The 21,110-nt window shown below is 37.6% G+C and carries 20 protein-coding genes; 2 read left to right on the plus strand and 18 right to left on the minus strand.

Annotation, left to right across the window (positions count from 1 at the left end):
• Positions 1-56: 56 nt before the first annotated feature.
• The 12 genes from ABXT69_RS06975 to ABXT69_RS07030 form a co-directional block, all read right to left on the minus strand.
• Complete coding sequence (locus tag ABXT69_RS06975) at positions 57-980, minus strand: carbohydrate kinase family protein (RefSeq protein ID WP_416677599.1); 924 nt, start codon at positions 978-980, stop codon at positions 57-59.
• A gap of 23 nt (positions 981-1,003) precedes the next feature.
• Positions 1,004-1,339 (minus strand): tRNA-binding protein, encoded by a 336-nt coding sequence (locus ABXT69_RS06980; RefSeq protein WP_416677600.1) that lies wholly within the window; start codon positions 1,337-1,339, stop codon positions 1,004-1,006.
• Positions 1,340-1,347: 8 nt separating this feature from the next.
• A complete protein-coding gene (locus tag ABXT69_RS06985) occupies positions 1,348-2,358 on the minus strand; it encodes an alpha/beta fold hydrolase (RefSeq protein WP_416679577.1) in 1,011 nt (336 codons plus the stop codon).
• Between the two features lie 45 nt (positions 2,359-2,403).
• On the minus strand, positions 2,404-3,717 hold the full coding sequence (glnT, locus tag ABXT69_RS06990) for a type III glutamate--ammonia ligase (RefSeq protein ID WP_416677601.1): 1,314 nt from the start codon (positions 3,715-3,717) through the stop codon (positions 2,404-2,406).
• 43 nt (positions 3,718-3,760) lie between these two features.
• On the minus strand, positions 3,761-5,083 hold the full coding sequence (locus ABXT69_RS06995) for an FMN-binding glutamate synthase family protein (protein ID WP_416651434.1): 1,323 nt from the start codon (positions 5,081-5,083) through the stop codon (positions 3,761-3,763).
• Between the two features lie 12 nt (positions 5,084-5,095).
• On the minus strand, positions 5,096-5,770 hold the full coding sequence (locus ABXT69_RS07000; RefSeq protein WP_416677603.1) for a protein glxC: 675 nt from the start codon (positions 5,768-5,770) through the stop codon (positions 5,096-5,098).
• A 2-nt stretch (positions 5,771-5,772) separates the two neighbouring features.
• Positions 5,773-6,666, minus strand: coding sequence for a class II glutamine amidotransferase (locus tag ABXT69_RS07005; RefSeq protein ID WP_416651438.1), 894 nt, complete (start codon positions 6,664-6,666; stop codon positions 5,773-5,775).
• A gap of 122 nt (positions 6,667-6,788) precedes the next feature.
• Entirely contained in the window at positions 6,789-8,207 is a 1,419-nt protein-coding gene (locus ABXT69_RS07010) for a glutamine synthetase family protein (protein WP_416677605.1), read from the minus strand.
• A gap of 33 nt (positions 8,208-8,240) precedes the next feature.
• Positions 8,241-8,792 carry an Lrp/AsnC family transcriptional regulator gene (locus ABXT69_RS07015; RefSeq protein ID WP_416651442.1) on the minus strand — a complete coding sequence of 184 codons (552 nt, stop codon included), beginning with the start codon at positions 8,790-8,792 and terminating at the stop codon, positions 8,241-8,243.
• A gap of 7 nt (positions 8,793-8,799) precedes the next feature.
• Complete coding sequence (locus ABXT69_RS07020) at positions 8,800-9,198, minus strand: cupin domain-containing protein (RefSeq protein ID WP_416651444.1); 399 nt, start codon at positions 9,196-9,198, stop codon at positions 8,800-8,802.
• 12 nt (positions 9,199-9,210) lie between these two features.
• Positions 9,211-9,633, minus strand: a complete 423-nt coding sequence (gene gloA / locus ABXT69_RS07025; RefSeq protein WP_416651446.1) for a lactoylglutathione lyase — start codon at positions 9,631-9,633, stop codon at positions 9,211-9,213.
• Positions 9,634-9,644: 11 nt separating this feature from the next.
• A complete protein-coding gene (locus ABXT69_RS07030; RefSeq protein ID WP_416651448.1) occupies positions 9,645-10,736 on the minus strand; it encodes an aromatic ring-hydroxylating oxygenase subunit alpha in 1,092 nt (363 codons plus the stop codon).
• A 242-nt stretch (positions 10,737-10,978) separates the two neighbouring features.
• Here ABXT69_RS07030 and ABXT69_RS07035 point away from each other — a divergent pair, with 242 nt between their 5' ends.
• Together ABXT69_RS07035 and ABXT69_RS07040 are read left to right on the plus strand one after the other, a co-directional pair.
• Positions 10,979-12,349: a Rieske 2Fe-2S domain-containing protein gene (locus ABXT69_RS07035; RefSeq protein WP_416677608.1), complete on the plus strand. Its 1,371-nt coding sequence runs from the start codon at positions 10,979-10,981 to the stop codon at positions 12,347-12,349.
• Positions 12,350-12,355: 6 nt separating this feature from the next.
• Positions 12,356-13,384, plus strand: a complete 1,029-nt coding sequence (locus ABXT69_RS07040) for a D-2-hydroxyacid dehydrogenase (RefSeq protein ID WP_416677610.1) — start codon at positions 12,356-12,358, stop codon at positions 13,382-13,384.
• On the opposite strand, the gene ABXT69_RS07045 is transcribed toward ABXT69_RS07040, so the two are convergent.
• Genes ABXT69_RS07045 through nuoL form a run of 6 tightly spaced genes read right to left on the minus strand, consistent with a single transcriptional unit; the run spans position 13,381 to position 21,108 of the window.
• Positions 13,381-14,523: a glycerate kinase gene (locus tag ABXT69_RS07045; RefSeq protein WP_416677612.1), complete on the minus strand. Its 1,143-nt coding sequence runs from the start codon at positions 14,521-14,523 to the stop codon at positions 13,381-13,383. The genes ABXT69_RS07040 and ABXT69_RS07045 overlap by 4 nt on opposite strands.
• A 16-nt stretch (positions 14,524-14,539) precedes the next feature.
• The gene (locus ABXT69_RS07050; RefSeq protein ID WP_416677613.1) at positions 14,540-15,406 is read right to left on the minus strand and encodes a DMT family transporter; all 867 of its coding nucleotides are present in this window, start codon (positions 15,404-15,406) and stop codon (positions 14,540-14,542) included.
• Positions 15,399-16,100 carry a glycerophosphodiester phosphodiesterase gene (locus ABXT69_RS07055; protein ID WP_416677615.1) on the minus strand — a complete coding sequence of 234 codons (702 nt, stop codon included), beginning with the start codon at positions 16,098-16,100 and terminating at the stop codon, positions 15,399-15,401. Before ABXT69_RS07055 ends, ABXT69_RS07050 begins: the two co-directional genes overlap by 8 nt.
• Positions 16,101-16,144: 44 nt before the next feature.
• Positions 16,145-17,590 (minus strand): NADH-quinone oxidoreductase subunit NuoN, encoded by a 1,446-nt coding sequence (gene nuoN / locus ABXT69_RS07060; protein ID WP_416679579.1) that lies wholly within the window; start codon positions 17,588-17,590, stop codon positions 16,145-16,147.
• A complete protein-coding gene (locus ABXT69_RS07065) occupies positions 17,590-19,137 on the minus strand; it encodes a complex I subunit 4 family protein (protein WP_416677616.1) in 1,548 nt (515 codons plus the stop codon). The genes nuoN and ABXT69_RS07065 overlap by 1 nt, the downstream gene beginning before the upstream one ends.
• Before the next feature lie 9 nt (positions 19,138-19,146).
• Positions 19,147-21,108 (minus strand): NADH-quinone oxidoreductase subunit L, encoded by a 1,962-nt coding sequence (gene nuoL, locus ABXT69_RS07070; protein ID WP_416677617.1) that lies wholly within the window; start codon positions 21,106-21,108, stop codon positions 19,147-19,149.
• Positions 21,109-21,110 lie beyond the last annotated feature (2 nt).

Genomic DNA, 21,110 nt, shown 5'->3' on the forward strand with positions numbered 1-21,110 from the left:
TATTGAAAACAGACTCTTGATAAATTGTCATAAATAGATCAAATCTACAAGGCTATTTAAATCTCATTAAGCCAAGGCGGATTTGCACCTTTCTTCATAACAGTTAAGCTTGCAACTTGATTTGCAAAAGTGAGTGTTTTTTTAAGAGAAGCTTCTTCCATCAAACTCAATTTATCTCTACTAAGAAGCCCTTGTTGTTCAAGACTAAACAGAAAGCCACCATTAAAACTATCGCCCGCAGCAATTGTATCAACGACTTCAACTTGGTTACTTTTGACATATACTTCTTTGCCACCATCAAAAATTACCTTTGATCCATCTCCACCTAATGTCAAGATAACTAATTTAACGCCATTTTTGAGCCATTCTTTGCTAACTTCTTTAAAATCCTGTGCACCAAAAAGATAACGATAATCCTCTTCAGAAATTTTTATTATGTCAACTTTTGAAGTAAGTTTTTTGAAACGGTTTACGTAATCATTTTTAACCTCAATAAAATCAGGCCTAATATTGGCATCAAAATAAATTGGTAAATGGCCAGAGATTTGCTCAACTAACCACTGCCAGCTTGATCCACAAGGCTCCGCTTGAAGACTAATCCCTCCAACCAATAATGCTTTTGCCTTCATCACTCTACTCAAAAAAGGCTTTAAACTAGCCTTATCTAGCATTCGTCCAGCTGAATGTTCATCAACAAATGTATATTCTGCAATACCATTAACCACATCTGCATAGGCAAGAGTGGTTGGCCGGTTAGTTTTTATAATGAATTCTTCTCTGACATTAGAGTTTTTAAGGGAGTCTTCTATCAGCTTTCCATAGTTATCATTTGATACAGCACCAAAATAATAACTATCGGCACCTAAACGACCAAGAGCAATTGAAGAATTAAAGTTACTGCCGCCAACATGAGGAGTGTATTCAGGCTCTCCTTTGAAAGAAACCATATCAATTAAGGATTCGCCAGCACAGATAATCATTTGTAGTTTATTTAAAAGTTATATTATAAAAGTCGAGAACCATTACTAATAGGTAGATCATTTGTGGCCAAAACAACTGAGTTATCTTGGCGATAAAATCCTAGCACCAAACATTCACTCATAATAGGTCCAACTTGTTTTGGTTCAAAATTTACAACTGCAATAACTTGTTTGCCTTGCAATTGATCCTTGGTATAAAGATCTGTAATTTGAGAGCTGGATTTTTTTAATCCAATTTCTACTCCAAAATCAACATGCAATATGAAGGCTGGATTTCTTGCTTTGGGAAAATCCTTAACCTCAACAATAGTACCAATCCGTATGTCAACTTTTTCGAAATCTTGCCATGTAATTGTCATCTCAGTCTTTACTCTTCAAGTAATTCATTAATGGCACGCTCAAGTTCAGCTGTGAAGTCAGGATCATTTCCAGGGTTTGCTGCGCAGTGTCCCCATGGAGAATCAAATGGTCGAAAATCAGCACCATTTATATAGCCTGCTTCAATTTCATTATCTTCAGGTGGGAAGTAAAGATCATGCATACAGGGCATCAAGATAGTTTTGGCCTTAATAGCATTTAACGCCATCTCTATGTTTCCGTTATATATTGGGCCAACACTGATATCACTAGTCTGCCATGTATCTAACTTACAAAGGAGATTATTGGCATCCCAATTCTTAGAATGATCTTCCTCCCAATCGATAAGTAAATCTTCTAAGGAGTCGTATCCAATCTCTTTAAATAGAGAGTTACGATAAAAAGTTTGTGAAAATGCCCAGCCTGCGTAAACTCTTGCAAATGCCTTAAGGCCAGCAACTGGAGGAGAAGAATAATCACCATTATTCCAATTTTGGTCCGCACAAAGTGCCGCCTTTACCCCTTCTAGGAATACATGATTATGAGGGGATGTTTTAGCTGAAGCACAAAAAGGCAAGATTGCTTTAACAAAATCAGGGTACTGTGCAGCCCATTGATAAGCCTGACAACCTGCCATTGACCAGCCAGTAACTAGCGCAATTTTCTCGACACCTAAATGCTCTTTTAATAGCTTGTACTGACAAGCAATATTATCCCAAAGAGAGATACGCGGGAATCTTGGGCCATCTTGAGGCGATTTTGAATTACTCGGTGAAGAGGAGAGTCCATTTCCAAATAAGTTAATTGAAACAATAAAATATTTTGCCGGATCAATTGCCCTACCTTCTCCAAAAAAGCCTTCATTTCTTTGATGTGAGCCAGTGTAAAAAGTAGGCATAACAACAACATTATCTTTACCTTTATTCAGCTTTCCATAAGTTTTGTAAATTAAAAAGGCTGAATTTAACTCCTCTCCTGATAAAAGAGAAACATCACCTAGCTCAAACTTTTCATAATCCATCACAAAGTTTCATTATAGTTATAAGAAAATCATTAAATTTTGCACCTAACAATCTAAAGTATTGTCCCTCTCCCATTGAGTCAGATGGGAGGCATAACCACTCCACTCTGTATGCTTTAATTTTATATAAGCATCAATTATGCTGTCTCCAAGTCTTTCTCTAAGAACATCTGAGTCTTCAAGTAATCTAAGTGCATCAAGTAAATTACGCGGCAGTTGCTTATAGCCCTCGATGTCTTTTCCAAGCTCATACATATTTATATCAAGTGGATCCCCTGGGTCACGGTTGCCAGCAATGCCATCAAGGCCACAAGCAAGTATTGCTGCCTGCATTAAATAAGCATTTGCTGCGCCATCCATTAATCGTAATTCAAAACGACCTGAGTCTGGAACTCGAATCATATGAGTACGATTATTTCCACCATAAGTAATTGAGCTAGGAGACCACGTTGCACCAGAAACTGTTCTTGGAGCATTAATACGTTTATAGCTATTTACAGTTGGGTTAAAGATGGCAGTTAAGCGGTCTGCGCTATGCATAATCCCACCTAAAAACTGATACGCAAGAGGTGACAATCCTAGACCTCGGCTATCATTTTCACCATTAAATAAATTTTGAGAACCATCTAGATTCCATATTGAGACATGAGAGTGGCAGCCATTACCCGTAAGATGACTAAAAGGTTTTGGCATAAATGTTGCGCGCATACCATGAAGCTCGGCGATTGATTTCACCATAAATTTAAAAAATACTTGGCGATCAGCAGTTTTTAGAGCATCATCAAAATCCCAGTTCATTTCAAATTGACCATTAGCATCTTCGTGATCATTTTGATATGGACCCCAACCTAACTCAATCATGCTGTCACAAATTTGCTTAATAACTGGATATTGGCGCATTAAGGCCTGCTGGTCATAACAAGGCTTGCTTTGAGTATCTTTCTCATCAGCAATATCAGTTCCATCTTCATTGATGAGATGATATTCACACTCAACACCTGTCTTCATTCTAAAACCCTGCTTTTCAGCCTCTGCCAATTGCTTCTTTAATGCAACTCGCGGAGAAGCCTCAACAGGCTTACCATCCATCCATAAATCTGAGGCTAACCAAGCAATTTCTGGCTTCCAAGGCAACTGGATAAGACTATCAGGATCTGGAATAGCAAACATATCGGGATGTGCAGGCGTCATATCTAACCAGGCTGCAAATCCTGCAAAACCCGCTCCATCATTTTGCATTCCATCAATGGCCCTTGCAGGAACCAACTTAGAACGCAAACTTCCAAAAAGATCTACAAAGCTAATAAGAAAATATTCAATACCTTTATCTGCAGCTACTTTACTAAGTTTAGTGGCCATAATTTCTCCTATTTATTCGTTATTATTTTTATTAAATTAGTAATTATATTCCACCCTTACCTGGAATCCAATTAGTACCAGCTAGGGGAACGCCAGCCATCGCAGCTGCCTCCATAGTTAATGCTACCATATCCTCTGGCTCTAAATTATGCACATGACTCTTACCGCATGCCCGGGCCAATGTTTGCAATTCAAGCGTAAGAACATTTATATAATTCGCAAGTCTGCGGCCACCTAGAATTGGATCTAATCTCTTTGCAAGCTCAGGGTCTTGAGTCGTAATGCCAGCTGGATCATTTCCCGCCTGATAGTCATCCCAAAAACCTGCTGCTGAACCTATCTCTTTATACTCATCATCAAATTCAGGGCTTTGGTCGCCCAGAGCAATTAATGCAGCAGTACCTATTGAAACTGCATCCGCACCCAAAGCTAAGGCCTTTGCAACATCTGCCCCACTTCGAATACCACCAGAAACGATTAGCTGTACCTTACGATGCATATCCATTTCTTGGAGAGCTTCAACAGCCATTCGAACTGCTGGAAGCGTCGGTATTCCAACGTGCTCAATGAAAACATCTTGTGTTGCTGCAGTTCCTCCTTGCATGCCATCAACAACAACAACGTCAGCGCCTGCCTTTACAGCAAGGGTGACATCATAAAAAACTCGCGTCGCTCCAACTTTGACATAGATCGGTTTTTCCCAGTTTGTTATTTCACGTAATTCCTGTATCTTGATTTCAAGATCATCTGGACCCGTCCAATCTGGATGACGACAAGCAGATCTCTGATCTATTCCTTCTGGAAGATTTCGCATTTGTGCTACTCTAGGAGAAATTTTTTGCCCCAATAGCATGCCTCCGCCTCCTGGCTTTGCACCCTGACCCAAAACAATTTCGATTGCATCAGCCTTCCTTAAGTCATCTGGATTCATCCCATATCTTGAAGGCAAGTATTGGTAAACTAAAGTTTTAGAATGCCCTCTTTCTTCTGGAGTCATTCCGCCATCCCCTGTAGTTGTGCTAGTGCCTGCTATAGTCGCGCCTCTTCCAAGCGATTCTTTGGCTTGAGCTGAAAGGGAGCCAAAGCTCATGCCTGCAATTGTGATTGGTGTTTTTAAATGAATAGGATTTTTTGCAAACCTATTACCTAAAATGACCTCAGTTGTGCATTTTTCTCTATAACCTTCTAATGGATAGCGAGAAGTTGAAGCACCAAGAAATACTAAATCGTCAAATGTAGGAATATCTCTTTTAGCACCAAATCCACGAATATCATAAATTCCTGTTTTAGCTGCACGCTGAATTTCCGCAATCACATGCCGAGGAAAAGTTGCAGACTCTATTAATGTTGGATTATCTTTGCTCATAATCTGATCTCCTTAGTAGTCATCGACTTGGTCAATGTCAAAATTATATAATTTGCGCGCAGAACCATAACGTCGAAATTCTTCAACCCCATGACTCATTTTTGATTGGCTTAGTAATTGCTGAAGCTCTTTCTTATGCTCATCTCGCATTTCTTTTTCGATACAATCTGTACCTAGGCTTTTGACTTTACCTCGAACATAAATTTTGGCTTCGTAAATTGAATCACCTAGAGCATCTCCAGCATCTCCACAAACGACTAAGCATCCAGATTGCGCCATAAATGCACTCATATGTCCAATATTACCGCCAACAACAATATTTACACCTTTCATCGAAATTCCACATCGTGAACTTGAGTCTCCCTCAATAACTAATAGTCCACCGTGTGCTGTTGCAGCAGCATATTGAGAGGCATTTCCAGTAACACGTACCTGACCAGACATCATATTTTCAGCTAAGCCAGGCCCAGCATTTCCATTAATTATTATATTGGCCTGTTGATTCATCCCAGCGCAATAGTAGCCAACATGTCCATTAATTTCAACATCTACCATTGTTGTAAGACCAACTGAAAGAGCATGCTTTCCAACAGTATTATTTACAGAAAATTTATCGCCAGATGAACCTGCCTGCAATGCTTCATTAAGCTCTCTAATAGTGCTTTTTTCTAAATTAATTTCAGTCATTATTAACTCCTTTTCCAGCTATAAATCTGAGTTGGTTCAGGCTCCCAAATGCGCGCATTTTCAGCGCCTGGCAAAGTTGCAATAGCACGGTATTCAGAAGACATCGCAGCCCAATCATCAGTTTCTGCCATAATTGCTGGCTTACAGCCAATTGGATCACGCATAACTGCAAAACCATCTCTGGTTCCAATTGCAAAGGTATAGAATCCATCTAAATCCTCTATGGCATGATTTAAGGCTTGATCTAGATCATCCCCCTCACTTAAGCGCCAGCTCAAATATCCAGCAGCAACTTCGCTATCATTATCGGTTTTGAAATGAACACCTTTTTTTCGTAAAGTTTCACGTAATCTGTTATGGTTTGATAAAGAGCCATTATGCACAAGACATAAATCTTGGCCAGTTGAGAAAGGGTGGGAGTGCTCTGTTGTAATTGCACTTTCTGTTGCCATTCTGGTATGTCCAAGTGCGTGAGTGCCAGTCATACTTTTAATATCAAACTGATCAATAAACTCAGCTGGGTTACCTTTACCTTTAAAGATCTCAATATTTGTTCCTGCACTTGTAATACTAAGATCACTCCAGTTATCTCTCATCCAAACTTGAACATCATCAATTTCAGAATCTAGACTCAAAACTGCATGATTGCGGGTAACTGTAATATCTCTTAAAGAAAAATGATTACTTATTGCAGCCTCTAAAGCACCCCAATCAAAGTCTTGGTGCTGAGCAAGGACAGTAATCTTACAGCCATTCTCTTGAGGATTACGATAAACGGCAATACCTGCGCTATCTGGCCCTCTCTCAGTCATCTCACTGAGCATTGGTGCTACAAGCGCACCTAATTGAGACTCTAGAGCTTGATTTTTAATAAAAAGTCCTACAATTCCACACATAAAAACTCCAAAAAATTATTATAGCCCCTGTATTCATGCATGACATGAACTCAAGGGCAATAGTTTAAATGAAAAAAAACGATTAACGCTTTTATCTATTATCTTTTGATAAAAAATCTGGCTTAATAGAGCCTTAAAAACTCCTCAACTTCCCAGTTTGTAACAGCCTGATGATATCGATCCCACTCATCTTTCTTATAAGAGAAAAATTGAAGGAGCATTGAATCACCTAAAACCTCTCTTGCAAAATCATCCTCATTTAAAGCCTCAATTGCCTCTAAAAGATTACGAGGTAAAGATTTAATGTTTGCTTCCTTCATTTCTTCAGGGCTTAATGTATACAAGTTTATATTTAAAGGATCGCCTGGATCAATCTTATTCTCAATTCCATCCAAAGCTGCAGCTGTTGTAAGTGCTAAGGATAGGTATGGATTCATGCACATGTCAGCAGCACGATTCTCGATACAAAATCGGTTTTGAGGAAGTCGAATCATGCAAGATCGATTATTATCTCCATAGGCCATTGTTGTCGGCGCCCATGTATAGACTCCTCCTTCAAATCCACCAACTATTGGAACTAAACCGTTATATGAGTTTACCGTTGAACATGCAATAGCAGTAATTTCTGTTGCGTGCTTTAGCAATCCACCAACTACATGATAAGCTGTATCAGAGAATTTTCCATCCTTACCTTCAAAAACATTTTTGTTATCCGAGTTACTCGTCATACTAAAATTAATATGCGCTCCAGACCTCCAATCACCAATCGTTGGCTTTGGCATAAAGGTAATAAACATCCCATACTTTTTAGCAACTTCTTTAAGAAGAACCCTTAAGAAAACTAATCGATCTGCCATCTGAAGAATATCTGTATAAGTGAAGTCAAGCTCAAACTGTGAGTAGGCGCCCTCACAAACCACATCCTTCATATCCCAGCCTAAATCATTAACAGTATCAATTAATTCTTTGAGGAATTCCATTGAGTCAATTGAATACTCGACATCGTATCCAAAAGCTTGTCTGCGAGGACGTAAGCCGTCACCTGGTAATGGATCATCATCAAAAGCCTTAACAGGCTGACCATCTTCCCATCGCATCGCAATAAATTCTGGCTCAATACCACAAAAAGCTTTATATCCAGCGTCATCTGCTTTTTGTACTGCTCTTTTAAGAGTTTGACGAGGGCACAAGTTATAAGGCTTGCCTTCCCACCATAAATCTGAAAAAACCCATACGCACGTCTTATCCCATGGACAAATTACCAAGCTATCTAAATCAGGTACAGGGATTTGATCTGAGTCATTAGGCCCTAATTCAGGAACAAAAGAAACTGAATGAACCGCAAATTGAGGGCCCTTTCCTGCACACAATGCCTCAAACTCCTTCATAGGAATTGGCTTTGTTTTAGGAAGGCCAAGCATGTCAATCCAACACGACAGAATGTACTTTACGCCTGCTTTTTCTAATCGAGCTTTTTCCTGTGCAACACGTTTCTTTGATGGCAGGGCATCTGCCATTGTTGTGTGATAAATCTTTGCCATATTCTTCTCCTTATTTATGAATTTATTAAATATTTATAATTTTTCTTGCGATTTTAATAAAAATTGATTTTTATATGTTGCCAGGCCTTTCATTACCTCAACATCCTTTATATCACCGTTATTAAAGCAATGTTCATCTAGAAACCTAGTAAGGGTCTCATCTCCTTCAGAGGCAATTTCTACTAAAAGATCATATCGACCTGTGACCCAGATAATAAAGACTATTTCATTGCAATCTTGAAGACGTTTAGCAACCTCAGTAGGGCTAGAAGTTGAAGCAACTTTTATTCCAAGCATCGAATCTGTTGCATAATTTATAGCAGAGCGATCTACCAATGCTTTGATTTGCAAGACACCTGCATCTTTCATGCGATTCACACGATTCCTAACAGTCCCTTCAGAGATTTCCAGTGACTTAGCAATTTCGTTAAATGGCTTTCGTCCATCAATCTCAAGCATATCAATGATTCGTTGATTCAATTTATCTTTTAGCGTATCCCTAGTTGGAACACGCGGAAGTTGATCGCTATCATTACTATCATTAGATTGACTTAGGTGCACTATACGATTACTTGAATTACTCATTTAAATCCTAGTTTTGAGGCATGTCTTCTGGATCTATTCCAGGCACAAAAGTAATTCCTGCTTGTTGCTTCCAGTCATGAGGATAAGCAGCATAGAATATTACGCATTTTTCATCACACTCATAAGCTATAGAATTATCTTTAGGGATATAAAGGACATCACCTGGATTGCAGTTATAAGACTCGCCATCACAGGTTAATCTAAACGTCCCCTCCATACAATAAATAATCTCATCGCATGTTAACTCCCATGGTACAGATACTTGGTTTAAAAAATTCAAACCGCCGCACATCGTATCACTAACTGCACTAGTAACAAAAGGCTTGATATAGCTTTGTCCTGGCTCTAAAGTGTGTAAACGGTGCTCAATGTCACCGAATTTATATAGTTGTGGTTTATTACTCATTTTTATCCCTTTTTAAGTTAAGTTAAGTTTTTCATTAAGTTCTACGACATATCCATCTGGATCTTCAATAAATGCAAGTATTCGAGTTCCAGCATTCATAGGTTTAGCTGGACTAATGATTTTGGCACCTCCAGCTTCTAGGTCTTCAACAGCTTTGTATACATCTGGCGTTTCAATACAAATGTGCCCCCATCCATTACCTTTGTCATAGTGCTCTTCTTGATCCCAGTTATGGGTTAGCTCCAGTGCAGGAAATTCAATTTCAGGACCATAACCTACAAATGCATTTGTAAATCTTCCCCCCGGGTAATCAGTTCGCCTTAGCACTTGCATACCTAAAATGTCACAATAAAAATGAAGTGACTTTTCTAAGTCAAGAACTCTCATCATCGTATGTGCTAATCTAAAGTCACTATTAAAACTTGTATCGGTCATTAAATTCTCCTTTATGTATTATTTTTTGGTGGGTTAGTAACGGCTTCTGCAATCATTTCTTGAAAAGCGCGAACACTATCTTCCCAGTGAGGTGACAACATACCGCCATCTTTTGAAACTGGAGACGCTCTCCCAAGCTGCATCCTTTCACAAATTGCATGATCTTCTTTGTGGACATCCCACCATAGCTTTTTCATTTCATCAACCTCTTTAATTGAAACGCTCTCGCCTTCTGTGGTGTAGATAACCCTTTTTTGGTGCGTATGACCTTCATCAACTGGAACATTCAAATAGACTCCAATTTGATCCGGAGCATAACGACCAATTATAAAATTTGGAAAAAGAGTTAAGTATCTTGAACTTACAGACAAACTCCCCTTTACCTTATCATCATCATCTAGATCAATAGCGCTTCCTAGGCAAACGCCATCAACAATTGTGTAATGATCCTCAAGAGGCTGATTTGTTGTTGTTCGATGGACAAATTGAACATGGTAAGGCTCTATAAAATTTTCCATAAGAAATTTCCAGTTCGTAGAAATCTCACCAAAATCCAAAGTAGCTACAGGCTTCACTTTTTGAAAATCTATATCACTAAAATTTTGAATAAGTGGCGCTGCATAATCCTCAAAATTGGCAGCATTGCCACTTAAATTAATAAAAATCCAATCTTGCCAAATAGCTATTTTTATTGATTTAAGATTATGATTTGACATTTCAAAGCCTTCTGGCTGATGCTCTTTGCCACCAAAGAACGGCGTAGCACAAAGATCACCATCAAGACTGTACGTCCATGCATGGTAGGGGCAAGATAACATCTTGCCAACATTCATTGGCTCATCAACTAACTTCAAGCATCGATGAGAGCATGCATTATGGAAAGCTGAAATTTTTCCTTCATTATTTTTAATTAAGACTACTGGCTGACCAGCAACCATAATTGGTCTTGCATCCCCTGGCTCATTTAGCTCATGGGCAAAACCTACAAAAACCCAATTATCGGTAAACACGGTATCGCACTCAGTGCGAAAAAAATCAGCACTAGTATAGGCAGATGAGGGCAGTCCATGCTTAAGCTTGCCTTTCTCAAAAAAAGATGACATGTCAAGTTTATTAATTGTAATACCTCAAAAAATAAATGAAACAAATGATAATGAGAAAAATTATAAACCTAATTATTACATTAAATGTAATAAATTAAAGAATAAGTTGCCAATACAGCTATTTATTCAATTAAAAATAATTAATATGTAATAATCATAAAAATTATTTACTGTTAGCATTCGTATTAATTTGGTATGATTTGTAACTTTCATTAACACTTTTAATCAGGAGAGGATGCAATATGGGCATTAAAGGAAGTGACTTCGAGGTTGAATTGAAAGGATATTCAGGGCATGGATTAATCCACTCAAAAGATGTTGATGATGAAATTACACGTATTGGTCCTGGATCGCCAGCAGGTGAATACCTTAGAAGATACTGGCAGCCAGTTTTTATCTCTTCTGAACTCGACGATCTTCCTGTAACAATAAAAATTCTGGGTGAAGAACTTGTTCTATTTCGAGACAAAAGCAATCAATTAGGATTGGTTCATAAACAATGCCCCCATAGGCAAGCTTCTCTTGAATTTGGTATTTGTCAAGAAACAGGAATTCAATGTTGCTACCATGGATGGCACTTTGGCATTGATGGAACATTATTAGATGTTCCTGGGCAGCCTGCACATGTAGCTGACATTATTAAACAGAGGGTTCGACTTGGCGCCTATCCGACTTATGAATTTAAAGGTTTAATTTTTGCCTATCTTGGGCCAATTGATGAAAAACCCGAATTCCCAATGTATGACAGCCTAAATTTTAAAGATATGGAAATGGTGCCCTATAAGGCACCCTTCAATTGCAACTGGCTGCAGGTTTTGGATGCTATAGTTGATCCAATTCACACCTCTTTCCTTCATTCAAATATGAGTCGACAACAGTTTTCAGAAGGCTTTGGAGAAGTTGGACAGATTGATTTTTTTGAGCGTGATAGTTGGATTTTAGGCTGCAATACCAGGAGAGTTGGTGACAATATTTGGTTTAGGATTAACGAAGTTGTTTTGCCAAACTTTACTCAAGCAGGTGCAGCTTTTGCTGCAGATGGAACAAAGCAAATACACTATGGTAGAAGTTCATTTACACGATGGGTTGTTCCAATCGACGATGAAACAACTATCTGCTATGCCTGGGCTAATTTTGGGGAGAGAGGAGATCCACAGGAATTTAACACTCCAGAGGGTCCTGAACTAATTGAACAGGGTGAAATTTTTGATCGCCCCTACAAAGAACGTCAAAGATTTCCTGCAGACCGAGAAGCATGCGAAGGAATGGGTCCAATAAATATTCATAAAAATGAAAATTTATTACCCAGTGATCAAGGAGTTGCAATGATGCGTCAGAGAATTAGAGAGCAAATAAAAACTGTTGCCTCTGGCAAAAAACCTTATCTAGCAAGTGGCATTAATGGATTGCCAGTTCCAACTTATGGAGGTGATTCTGTCCTTAATATTCCAGCAAGTAATTTGGAAGACAATTCCTTCTTAAGTAAACTTGCACATGAATTCGTTCAAATTCAATTTGAAGTCGATGGAAAGGTTGAAGAAGAGAGAGTTAAAATAGTTACGAAAAAATTAAAAGAAATACAATCGAGAGAAACTTCAAATACCAATAAATAAATACCTATGGCAAGTGATAATAAAATTAGAGTTCATTTTAAGAGTAATCATGCTGACCCTGATTCATTCCCACCAACTATTGAAGGGGAAAGTGTTTTTGCTATTACCAAAGAAAGGTTTGATAATGCAATTGAAAGCTACCCGGATTTAAAAAACAAAATTGAGCCAATTTTTGATTGGGATTTAGAGAACTTTTATGAATCCATGAAGACTGCTGAGGTTCTTGTGTGCTGGGATTTTCCTACTGAGAATCTTGCTGAAATTGCGCCTAAACTTCGATGGATTCATATTATTGGTGCAGGGGTAGAACATTTATGTCCAATGGACTGGGTGCCAGAACACGTTTCAGTTGTTAATAATCGGGGCGTGCACTCAGCAAAAGCAGGGGAGTTTGGTCTAATGAGTGTGCTAATGCTGCATACGCATATCCCTGAAATCATTCAAAATCAACAAAACAAGCATTGGGAATCTCTCTATTCATCTCCAATATTAGGTAAGACATTGCTGGTTATAGGTACAGGCAATATAGGACATGCTGCTGCAAAAAAATGCAAATTATTGGGCATGAAAGTAATTGGGGTAAGTCGTCATGGAATGCCTTTAGAAGGCGTCGATCAAATGGTTAAGGTAGATAAATTAGATGAAGTACTCCCTGCAGCTGATTACATTTTTATGTCTACACCGAATACAACTGAAACATTTAATTTATTAGATAAAAGGCGTCAATCATTAATGAAGCCAGGAGTAGGTATTGTTAATGTTGGAAGGGCTGCTACAATGGACTATGACGCTCTTGTAGAGAACTTAAATTCTGGTCACATCAAGGCTGCTATTATTGATGTTTTTGATCCTGAGCCACTCCCTTCAAATTCAATATTATGGGACACACCGAACTTAATGGTTATGCCGCATATATCTGCTGATGATGGTGATACATATATTCCTCTAACGCTTGAGCTCGTTCTAATGAATATGCAAAGATACATTGCTGATGAAAAATTAAATAATTTAATAAACCCTGATCTAGGATATTAAAGATTTAAATAATATTTTTTATAGTACTGGGCTGCTTTTTTTGCAGTAGCCATTAGACTATCATTGGGATTTGCAATTGACTGTTCAAATGATAGGTCTTTAGAAATAATACTAAATACCTTGTCGATATCATATTTATTTTCAAGTATTTCATCATCCTCTGCACTACCTGCAATGACAAAGATACTGCATTTATACTTTCTTGCATAATCAATTACTCCCATTGGAGCTTTACCTCTAAGACTTTGACTATCAAACCTACCTTCGCCTGTTATTACAAGATCTGAAGTTGATAGATGTTGCTCAAAATTAAGTTTTTCAAGAATAATTTGTACTCCACTTTTTTGATCCGCCTTTAAAAAAGCAAGAAAACCATAACCTATGCCACCTGCTGAACCTGCCCCTGGCTGCATTGAGAGATTATTATTTAATTTACTGGAAGCGATTCTAGAGTAATGACTCAATAGATTATCTAATTGATTAATCATCTTTTCATCAGCACCTTTTTGAGATCCAAAAATAACTGATGCGCCTTGCTGTCCAATGAGAGGATTGTCCACATCGCATGCAACCTCAAAACTGACTTCTTTGAGGCGTGAGTCGATAGAAGTAATATTAATATCTGAAAGTGTATTTAAACTTTCTACACCTCCAGTGAGTTCCTTACCAAAAGAGTCTAAAAATTGAATTCCAATTGCCTCTAAAAAACCCATTCCTCCATCATTTGTTGCACTCCCTCCTAAACCAATAATAATATGCTCAGCACCTTCATCAATTGCAGCAAGTATGAGCTCACCAACTCCAAAACTAGAGGTATTCATTGGATTTCTTTTTTTAAGTGGAACTAGGTGCAAGCCACAAGCTTCAGCAATTTCGATTACTGCTGTTTTTGAATTGCCGAGCATGCCCCACTTGGCATTGATATATTCTCCTAGGGGGCCTGACACTTTCGTTGAAAAATACTTACCTTGAGTAGCAGTAACTAAGACGTCAACTGTTCCCTCTCCACCATCAGCAATTGGTAATTTTAAAATATTAGCATCTGGAAAAATACCTAAAAAACCTTCCTCAATTGCATTTGCTGCATCAGAAGCTGTTAAGGTTTCTTTAAAAGAATCAGGTGCAATTAATATCTTCATATTTTACTTCTTTAACTTAATTATATTTTTTACCCCACCTCTCAAGTGAGATTGTTGCAGTAAAAATAATAAACATACCAAGCCACTGATTCATACCCAGCAGATCTTGAAGAAGAATTACACCTAAAATAATAGTAAAAATAGGCTCTAAGTACATCACATTTGAGGTTCGCACAGGTCCAATAATTGATATTGACCTAAAGAAAAAGTAAATACCTCCAGTCATCCCCATTGCTGAAAGAATACTCCAAAGTAACATCTCTGAAGATACTGAAGCTATAGGTTCTAAAGTGATTATAAAATATATCAACACAAAAACTACTGAAGGCAATACCATAATATATTGAATTAGGCCCCATCCTGACTCTACACTTTTATGACGAGATAAAATATTTACAGTAACCTGGGCAAGAGAAGCAATAAGGCCCCAAAAAACGCCCCATAAATTCCAATCACTTGAATCTCCTTGAACTAAAATCCAAATGCCAAATAATGACACAAGAAGTGCGGCAGCTGATAAAAAATCAATAGATCTACTCTTAAGTATTGAGTTAACAAAAAAGGTAATAATTGGGAAAGTATAAATCACTACTACGGCTAAACTTAATGGAATCAAGCTTATTGAATACATATACGATGCAATAAAAATCGCTTGAAAAATACTAATTAATATTAATCTAATGTGTGTTGCCTTGCTTTTAATTTTCTTAGGTGATTTATTTAAAATACTTGCAAAAATAAAAGTACTAACATAGCGAACAGAAAGAAGAAGAAATACGCCTCCTCCAACACCATAGAAATAGGGAGCAGTAGTAGCTGCAAGAGAGAAAAAGAAGGCAGATAAAATTGCTGTAAAAACACTTGAAAATATCTTATTACTCATTTTGGATTTGGCCTGGATTATCTGTTGTGATAGATTGTACTCTCCAGCTAATCAATTTATTAGCAATATCAATATCATCAATTGTCCATGAGTGGTATTCAAAGCCAGCATCCATAATTTGGTCAATTAAAGCTTTTGAGTTTTCATTATCTGAACTGAGGCCATCGGCCTTAATATCATTCAGTACATCTAATATTTTATTTAAGTCATAGTACGGCTCATATGCATATAACCAGTAAGCCTTATAATTAGGTGCTGCTGATTTAAAAGTCTTAATAACTCTCTCATCAAATGAAATAATCACAGCTTGCTCGGTATGTATTTCAGATTGAGAAAGCTCTTTAATTAGGGGCTTTATAATCTCAATACCGCACTTTATCTCTATAAATATTTTTTTACCCGAAGGCAACACTTTAAGCACTTCAGCTAAAGTAGGAATTTTTACTTTTAAATTATTAGAAATTTTATGAGATAAGTTGAGTTGCTTTAACTCTTCAAGGGTTGAGTCTTTAACAATTAATTTTTGATTACAGACTCTTTGAGTATCATCATCATGAATACAAACAATGGCGCCATCCTTTGTAAGATGGAAATCACCTTCTATTCCATCCACTCCTTTATCCCAAGAGGCATTGAAAGCTGGTAAAGAATTTTCTGGTAGATCAAATGAAATACCTCGATGTGCAATAATCATTGAGATATTCTACATAAAAATTTAGCAGTCTTTTTTTAAAAAACTTAGAATAGTGAAACAGATAGCTCCATCCAGAAACTTGGCATCAAGCCAACGACTAGAATAAGAATACCATTGATAGAAAGCACAACCTTCATATCTAACGGGGCAGAAACCAGTATCTCTTTATCTACATCATCAAAATACATTGTTTTAATAATTTGCAGATAATAGTAAGCACTTATTACAGCAAAGATTACCGCTGTTATAGCAAGAATTACATAGCCCTCTGCAACCACTTGCTGAAGAATAAATAACTTAGAATAAAAACCAATAAAGGGTGGAACACCAGCCATTGAAAGCATAACCACCAACATAATTAATGCAAACCATGGGGAATGTTTACTCAAACCTTGAAAATCAGAAATTTGATCAGCCTCAAATCCCTTCCTATTTAGAACAATAATTGAACCAAAGGCCGCTAAACTCATCAAGATATAAGCCAGCACATAAAAGACTGCAGCTCCATAACCATCTACCACTCCTGTAACAAAACCTAGTAACACAAAACCAATATGGGATATTGTTGAGTAAGCAAGCATTCGTTTGATATTAGTTTGAGTTAATGCAACTAATGATCCTATTGCAATTGAGAGGACAGCTAAGATCATAAATAAATCTGCCCAGTAATGCTGAAGCTCCCCTAAACCATCAATTAACAATCGAATCAGTAATGCGATCGCGGCAATTTTTGGTACAGTTGATAAAAACATAGTAACTGAAGTTGGTGATCCTTGATATACATCTGGAACCCACATATGAAAAGGCACAGCTCCAAGCTTGAAAGCAATGCCAATGACTAAGAAAACTAAACCAAAATTAAGAATTAATGTTTGCTGAGAGCCCAAAGTTGAGGCACTTGCAAAACTTGATATCTGGGAAATATCCAGGCTTCCACTTATTCCATAAATCATGGACATTCCATAAAGCAATAATCCCGAAGCAATAGCGCCCAGAACAAAGTATTTAAGGGCAGCCTCAATAGCACTCGCTCTGTCTCTTGCTGTGGCAATAAGTGCATACAACGATAGTGACATTATTTCTAAACCCAAGTACAAAGTAAGGAGGCTATGTCCAGAAACCATTACCATCATTCCCAGTATTGACATCATTGCCAGAATAAAATACTCATTTCTTAAAAGCTCATGCGCCTTAAGATAATGGCGAGTATAGACAAGGGCAATAATTGCAAACCCAAGTATGAAAACTTTAAAAGTTGAGCCTAAAGAATCAAGAACAAAAGTGCCAGAAAAAATCGTTGCATTCTCGCCAATTAAATTAAACGCCAAGAAGCCTGTTATTAGAAGTGCTAACTGCGTCAAGTAATAAGTAAATTGCTTTAAACGTTGGCTTACAAAAAGGTCAAATAATAATATAAGTGAAATTGCAAATAATAAAAACAACTCTGGCAAAGCAAAGAGAAGTTCTGCAACATTAAAATTAAAGTTCATCATAATAAAACTGGTAGTTTAGTTGTAAGTGCTTGCTCAAGAAGATTAACAATGGAAGCATGCATTACCTCAATTACTGGCTGTGGGTATAAACCCATCCATAATACAGCAATAGCTAAAATAGCTAAGATTCCAAACTCCCTAGAATTGATATCGCTCAAAGTGCTTACCTCTGGGTTAGTTATCTCCCCCCAAAAAACACGCTTAACCATCCACAATGTATAGGCAGCGCCAATGATCAAAGTCATTGAAGCCAAAAATGCAAACCAAAAATTAGCTTGTAAAGCTCCAAGAATAACCATAAACTCCCCGACAAAACCTGAAGTTCCAGGAAGGCCAGCATTTGCCATTGCAAATAGAACAGCAAAACCTGTAAATTTAGGCATTGAGTTTACAACCCCTCCATAGGTAGATATTTCTCTGGAGTGAAGTCTGTCATAAAGCACGCCAACAACTAAGAACATTGCTGCAGAAATAAAGCCATGAGAAATCATTTGAATCATTGCACCTTCTAAGCCAAGATAAGCACTCTCAATACTTGCACCACTAATAGAAATTAGCTCACCATTTGATCCCATTTTCATAATAGAAAATAACGCAAAAACACCTAAAGTAACAAAGCCCATATGGGAAATTGACGAGTAGGCAATCAATTTTTTCATATCTTTTTGAACCAGCGCTACAAAACCAATATAAACAATTGCGATCAAAGAGAGAACGATTACTACAGTTGCAAATGATGATGATGCATCCGGCGTGATAGGCAGTGAGAAGCGGAAAAATCCGTAACCACCCATCTTTAACATTATAGCTGCCAAGATTACAGAGCCACCTGTTGGTGCTTGGACGTGAGCATCTGGAAGCCATGTATGGACAGGAAACATAGGCACCTTTACCGCGAAAGCAAGGAAGAAAGCCCAAAATATCCAACTCTGCTGAGCCATAGTAAGCGGCAAGGTGTACATTTCAGAAATTGCGAATGAGCCACTTAAATTGTACATATAAATAAGTGAAACCAGCATAAATACTGACCCTAGAAAAGTGTATAAAAAGAATTTAATCGAGGCATAGACACGATTTTGACCACCCCAGACACCAATAATTAAAAGCATTGGTATTAGTGATGACTCCCAAAAAACATAAAACAACATGGAGTCCATTGACGAAAAAACACCAATAATGAGGCCTTCCATGATTAAAAAAGCTGCCATATAATCTGCCACTCTATTCTTGATAACTTCCCACCCAGCAACAATTACTAATATTGTTGAAAAGGTGGTAAGAATAATTAGTGGCATTGATATTCCGTCAACACCTAGATGGTAAAAAATATTAAATTGAGTAATCCAACTGACCTTTTCTACAAACTGCATTGAGGAGGTTGAAGTGTCAAAATCTAAAAATAAATTTATTGATAAGACGAAAACAATCACAGAAATAGCAGCGCTTACCCAGCGGGCAAGTTGAGCTCTATTGTTTCCTATAAATAGAACTGAGCCAGCCCCTAATATAGGAAGCCAAATTAAAATACTTAGTAATGAATCCATACTATTACCTTAACTAAAAAATGAATAATCTGAGGCAATAAGAACCCACCCCAAAACAAACATCAAACTAATGATCATAAAAAATGCATAGTGATAGACATACCCAGTTTGAACTGGTCGAATAAAAGCGCCTACGTAACGAGCGAATCTAGCACTCCCATTAACCAAAAGCTGATCAATGATTGCCATATCTGAAATTTTCCACAACAGATTACCAATTTTCAGTGATCCACGAACAAAGACAATTTCATTAAATCGATCAAAACCATACAAAGAATTCAACACATAATTAATACGTTTAAATTTACTCTGAATTAGGTCTGCCCAGTCAGTTCGATATATGCAGAAAACCCATGCTGCCAAACCACCACCAACCATCATCCAGAATGGAAGTGTCATGACTGAATGCGTTATCAAAGAGAACGCTGAATGAAAGTGATCCTCAAGTTTTGAAACGGCAAGATGAGAAGAATCAATAAATATTCCATTTTCTAGCCACCCGCCAAAAAGCATCGGCTCAATTGTAAAATACCCAATCAATACAGATGGTATCGCTAGTAATATTAAAGGAACCGTAATTGATGGAGCTGTCTCATGAACATGCTCTTGGGTATGACTATCAAGCCTTGACTCACCATGAAACACTAAAAATAATAGTCGTAAACTATAAAAAGCAGTAATGAATACGCCCAGAACAACTGCAAAATAAACCCACCCAGCAAAAGGTAGGTCCGAATAATGAACGGCCTCAATTATCATATCTTTTGAATAAAACCCTGCGAAGCCAGGAAAGCCGATCAGAGCTAAAGTACCTAAAAGAGAAGTAACGTAGGTTATTGGCATTTTCTTTCTTAGGCCGCCCATTTTTCGAATATCTTGTTCATGATGAAGTGCAACAATTACTGATCCAGCTGCTAAAAAAAGCAAAGCTTTGAAGAAGGCATGAGTCATTAAGTGAAAAATTGCAACTGAGTAGGCGCTTACTCCCAGAGCAACAGTCATATAACCAAGCTGAGAGAGTGTGGAATAAGCAACAACTTTCTTTATATCATTTTGAACAATGCCTAGTAAGCCCATAAATAGGGCTGTTATGGCTCCTATTACCATGACTACTGTTAGTGCAACATCACTTAACTCAAATAAGGGTGACATTCTGGAAACCATAAAGATACCAGCCGTTACCATTGTTGCAGCATGAATCAAAGCAGAGATCGGAGTAGGGCCTTCCATTGAGCCAGGCAGCCAAACATGCAGAGGAACCTGTGCTGATTTGCCCATTGCTCCTACAAAAAGTAGAAGGCAGACTACCGTTATAGCAGAGACGCCTCCAAATAAAGTTTGTCCAATAATTTGATCTTTTTGACTGAATGTTTCGGCGTAATCTAAAGTACCAAAAAACATCAGGACCATTGCAATTCCTAAAAGAAAACCAAAGTCACCAACCCGGTTCACGAGAAAAGCTTTTAAGTTAGCCTGAACTGCTGATTCCTTATGGTGCCAAAATCCAATTAAAAGATATGAAACCAGACCAACAGCCTCCCAACCAAAGAATAGCTGCATAAAGTTATTTGAAATTACAAGTGTAAACATTGCAAAAGTAAATAGGGATATGTAGCTAAAAAATTTAGTGTATCCCCTATCATCATGCATATAGCCTATAGTGTAGATGTGCACCATTAGTGAAACAAATGAAACCACCACCAACATCAGAGCGGTCAAGTTATCAACTAAAAAGCCGACACTAATATTGAGTCCTCCAATTTGCATCCATGTATAGATGTTCTGATTAAAAATTTCACCATCATTTAGAACGTGATGATTAAAAACATAAAGTGATAGTACGGTAGAGATTGCTACCCCTAAAATCGTAATTGAATGCGAAGCTTTTCGTCCGAGTCTATTCCCAGCAAGTCCAACTATGATTGAACCAATTAGGGGCGCTAGTACAATTGTAGAATAAATATTAAGCATAG

The sequence above is a fragment of the Candidatus Pseudothioglobus sp. Uisw_016 genome (assembly GCF_048087635.1).
Classification (GTDB): Bacteria; Pseudomonadota; Gammaproteobacteria; order PS1; family Pseudothioglobaceae; genus Pseudothioglobus.

Bases quoted from the DNA above. Each gene is read 5' to 3' on its own strand.
- ABXT69_RS06975 (WP_416677599.1), bottom strand. From the start codon at position 980: ATGATTATCTGTGCTGGCGAATCCTTAATTGATATGGTTTCTTTCAAA.
- ABXT69_RS07015 (WP_416651442.1), bottom strand. From the start codon at position 8,792: ATGAGTAATTCAAGTAATCGTATAGTGCACCTAAGTCAATCTAATGAT.
- ABXT69_RS07030 (WP_416651448.1), bottom strand. From the start codon at position 10,736: ATGTCATCTTTTTTTGAGAAAGGCAAGCTTAAGCATGGACTGCCCTCA.
- ABXT69_RS07055 (WP_416677615.1), bottom strand. From the start codon at position 16,100: ATGATTATTGCACATCGAGGTATTTCATTTGATCTACCAGAAAATTCT.
- gloA (WP_416651446.1), bottom strand. From the start codon at position 9,633: ATGACCGATACAAGTTTTAATAGTGACTTTAGATTAGCACATACGATG.
- nuoL (WP_416677617.1), bottom strand. From the start codon at position 21,108: ATGCTTAATATTTATTCTACAATTGTACTAGCGCCCCTAATTGGTTCA.
- ABXT69_RS06980 (WP_416677600.1), bottom strand. From the start codon at position 1,339: ATGACAATTACATGGCAAGATTTCGAAAAAGTTGACATACGGATTGGT.
- ABXT69_RS07045 (WP_416677612.1), bottom strand. From the start codon at position 14,523: ATGAAGATATTAATTGCACCTGATTCTTTTAAAGAAACCTTAACAGCT.
- ABXT69_RS07020 (WP_416651444.1), bottom strand. From the start codon at position 9,198: ATGAGTAATAAACCACAACTATATAAATTCGGTGACATTGAGCACCGT.
- ABXT69_RS06995 (WP_416651434.1), bottom strand. From the start codon at position 5,083: ATGAGCAAAGATAATCCAACATTAATAGAGTCTGCAACTTTTCCTCGG.
- nuoN (WP_416679579.1), bottom strand. From the start codon at position 17,590: ATGAACTTTAATTTTAATGTTGCAGAACTTCTCTTTGCTTTGCCAGAG.
- ABXT69_RS06985 (WP_416679577.1), bottom strand. From the start codon at position 2,358: ATGGATTATGAAAAGTTTGAGCTAGGTGATGTTTCTCTTTTATCAGGA.
- ABXT69_RS07040 (WP_416677610.1), top strand. From the start codon at position 12,356: ATGGCAAGTGATAATAAAATTAGAGTTCATTTTAAGAGTAATCATGCT.
- ABXT69_RS07065 (WP_416677616.1), bottom strand. From the start codon at position 19,137: ATGGATTCATTACTAAGTATTTTAATTTGGCTTCCTATATTAGGGGCT.
- ABXT69_RS07005 (WP_416651438.1), bottom strand. From the start codon at position 6,666: ATGTGTGGAATTGTAGGACTTTTTATTAAAAATCAAGCTCTAGAGTCT.
- ABXT69_RS07035 (WP_416677608.1), top strand. From the start codon at position 10,979: ATGGGCATTAAAGGAAGTGACTTCGAGGTTGAATTGAAAGGATATTCA.
- ABXT69_RS07000 (WP_416677603.1), bottom strand. From the start codon at position 5,770: ATGACTGAAATTAATTTAGAAAAAAGCACTATTAGAGAGCTTAATGAA.
- glnT (WP_416677601.1), bottom strand. From the start codon at position 3,717: ATGGCCACTAAACTTAGTAAAGTAGCTGCAGATAAAGGTATTGAATAT.
- ABXT69_RS07050 (WP_416677613.1), bottom strand. From the start codon at position 15,406: ATGAGTAATAAGATATTTTCAAGTGTTTTTACAGCAATTTTATCTGCC.
- ABXT69_RS07010 (WP_416677605.1), bottom strand. From the start codon at position 8,207: ATGGCAAAGATTTATCACACAACAATGGCAGATGCCCTGCCATCAAAG.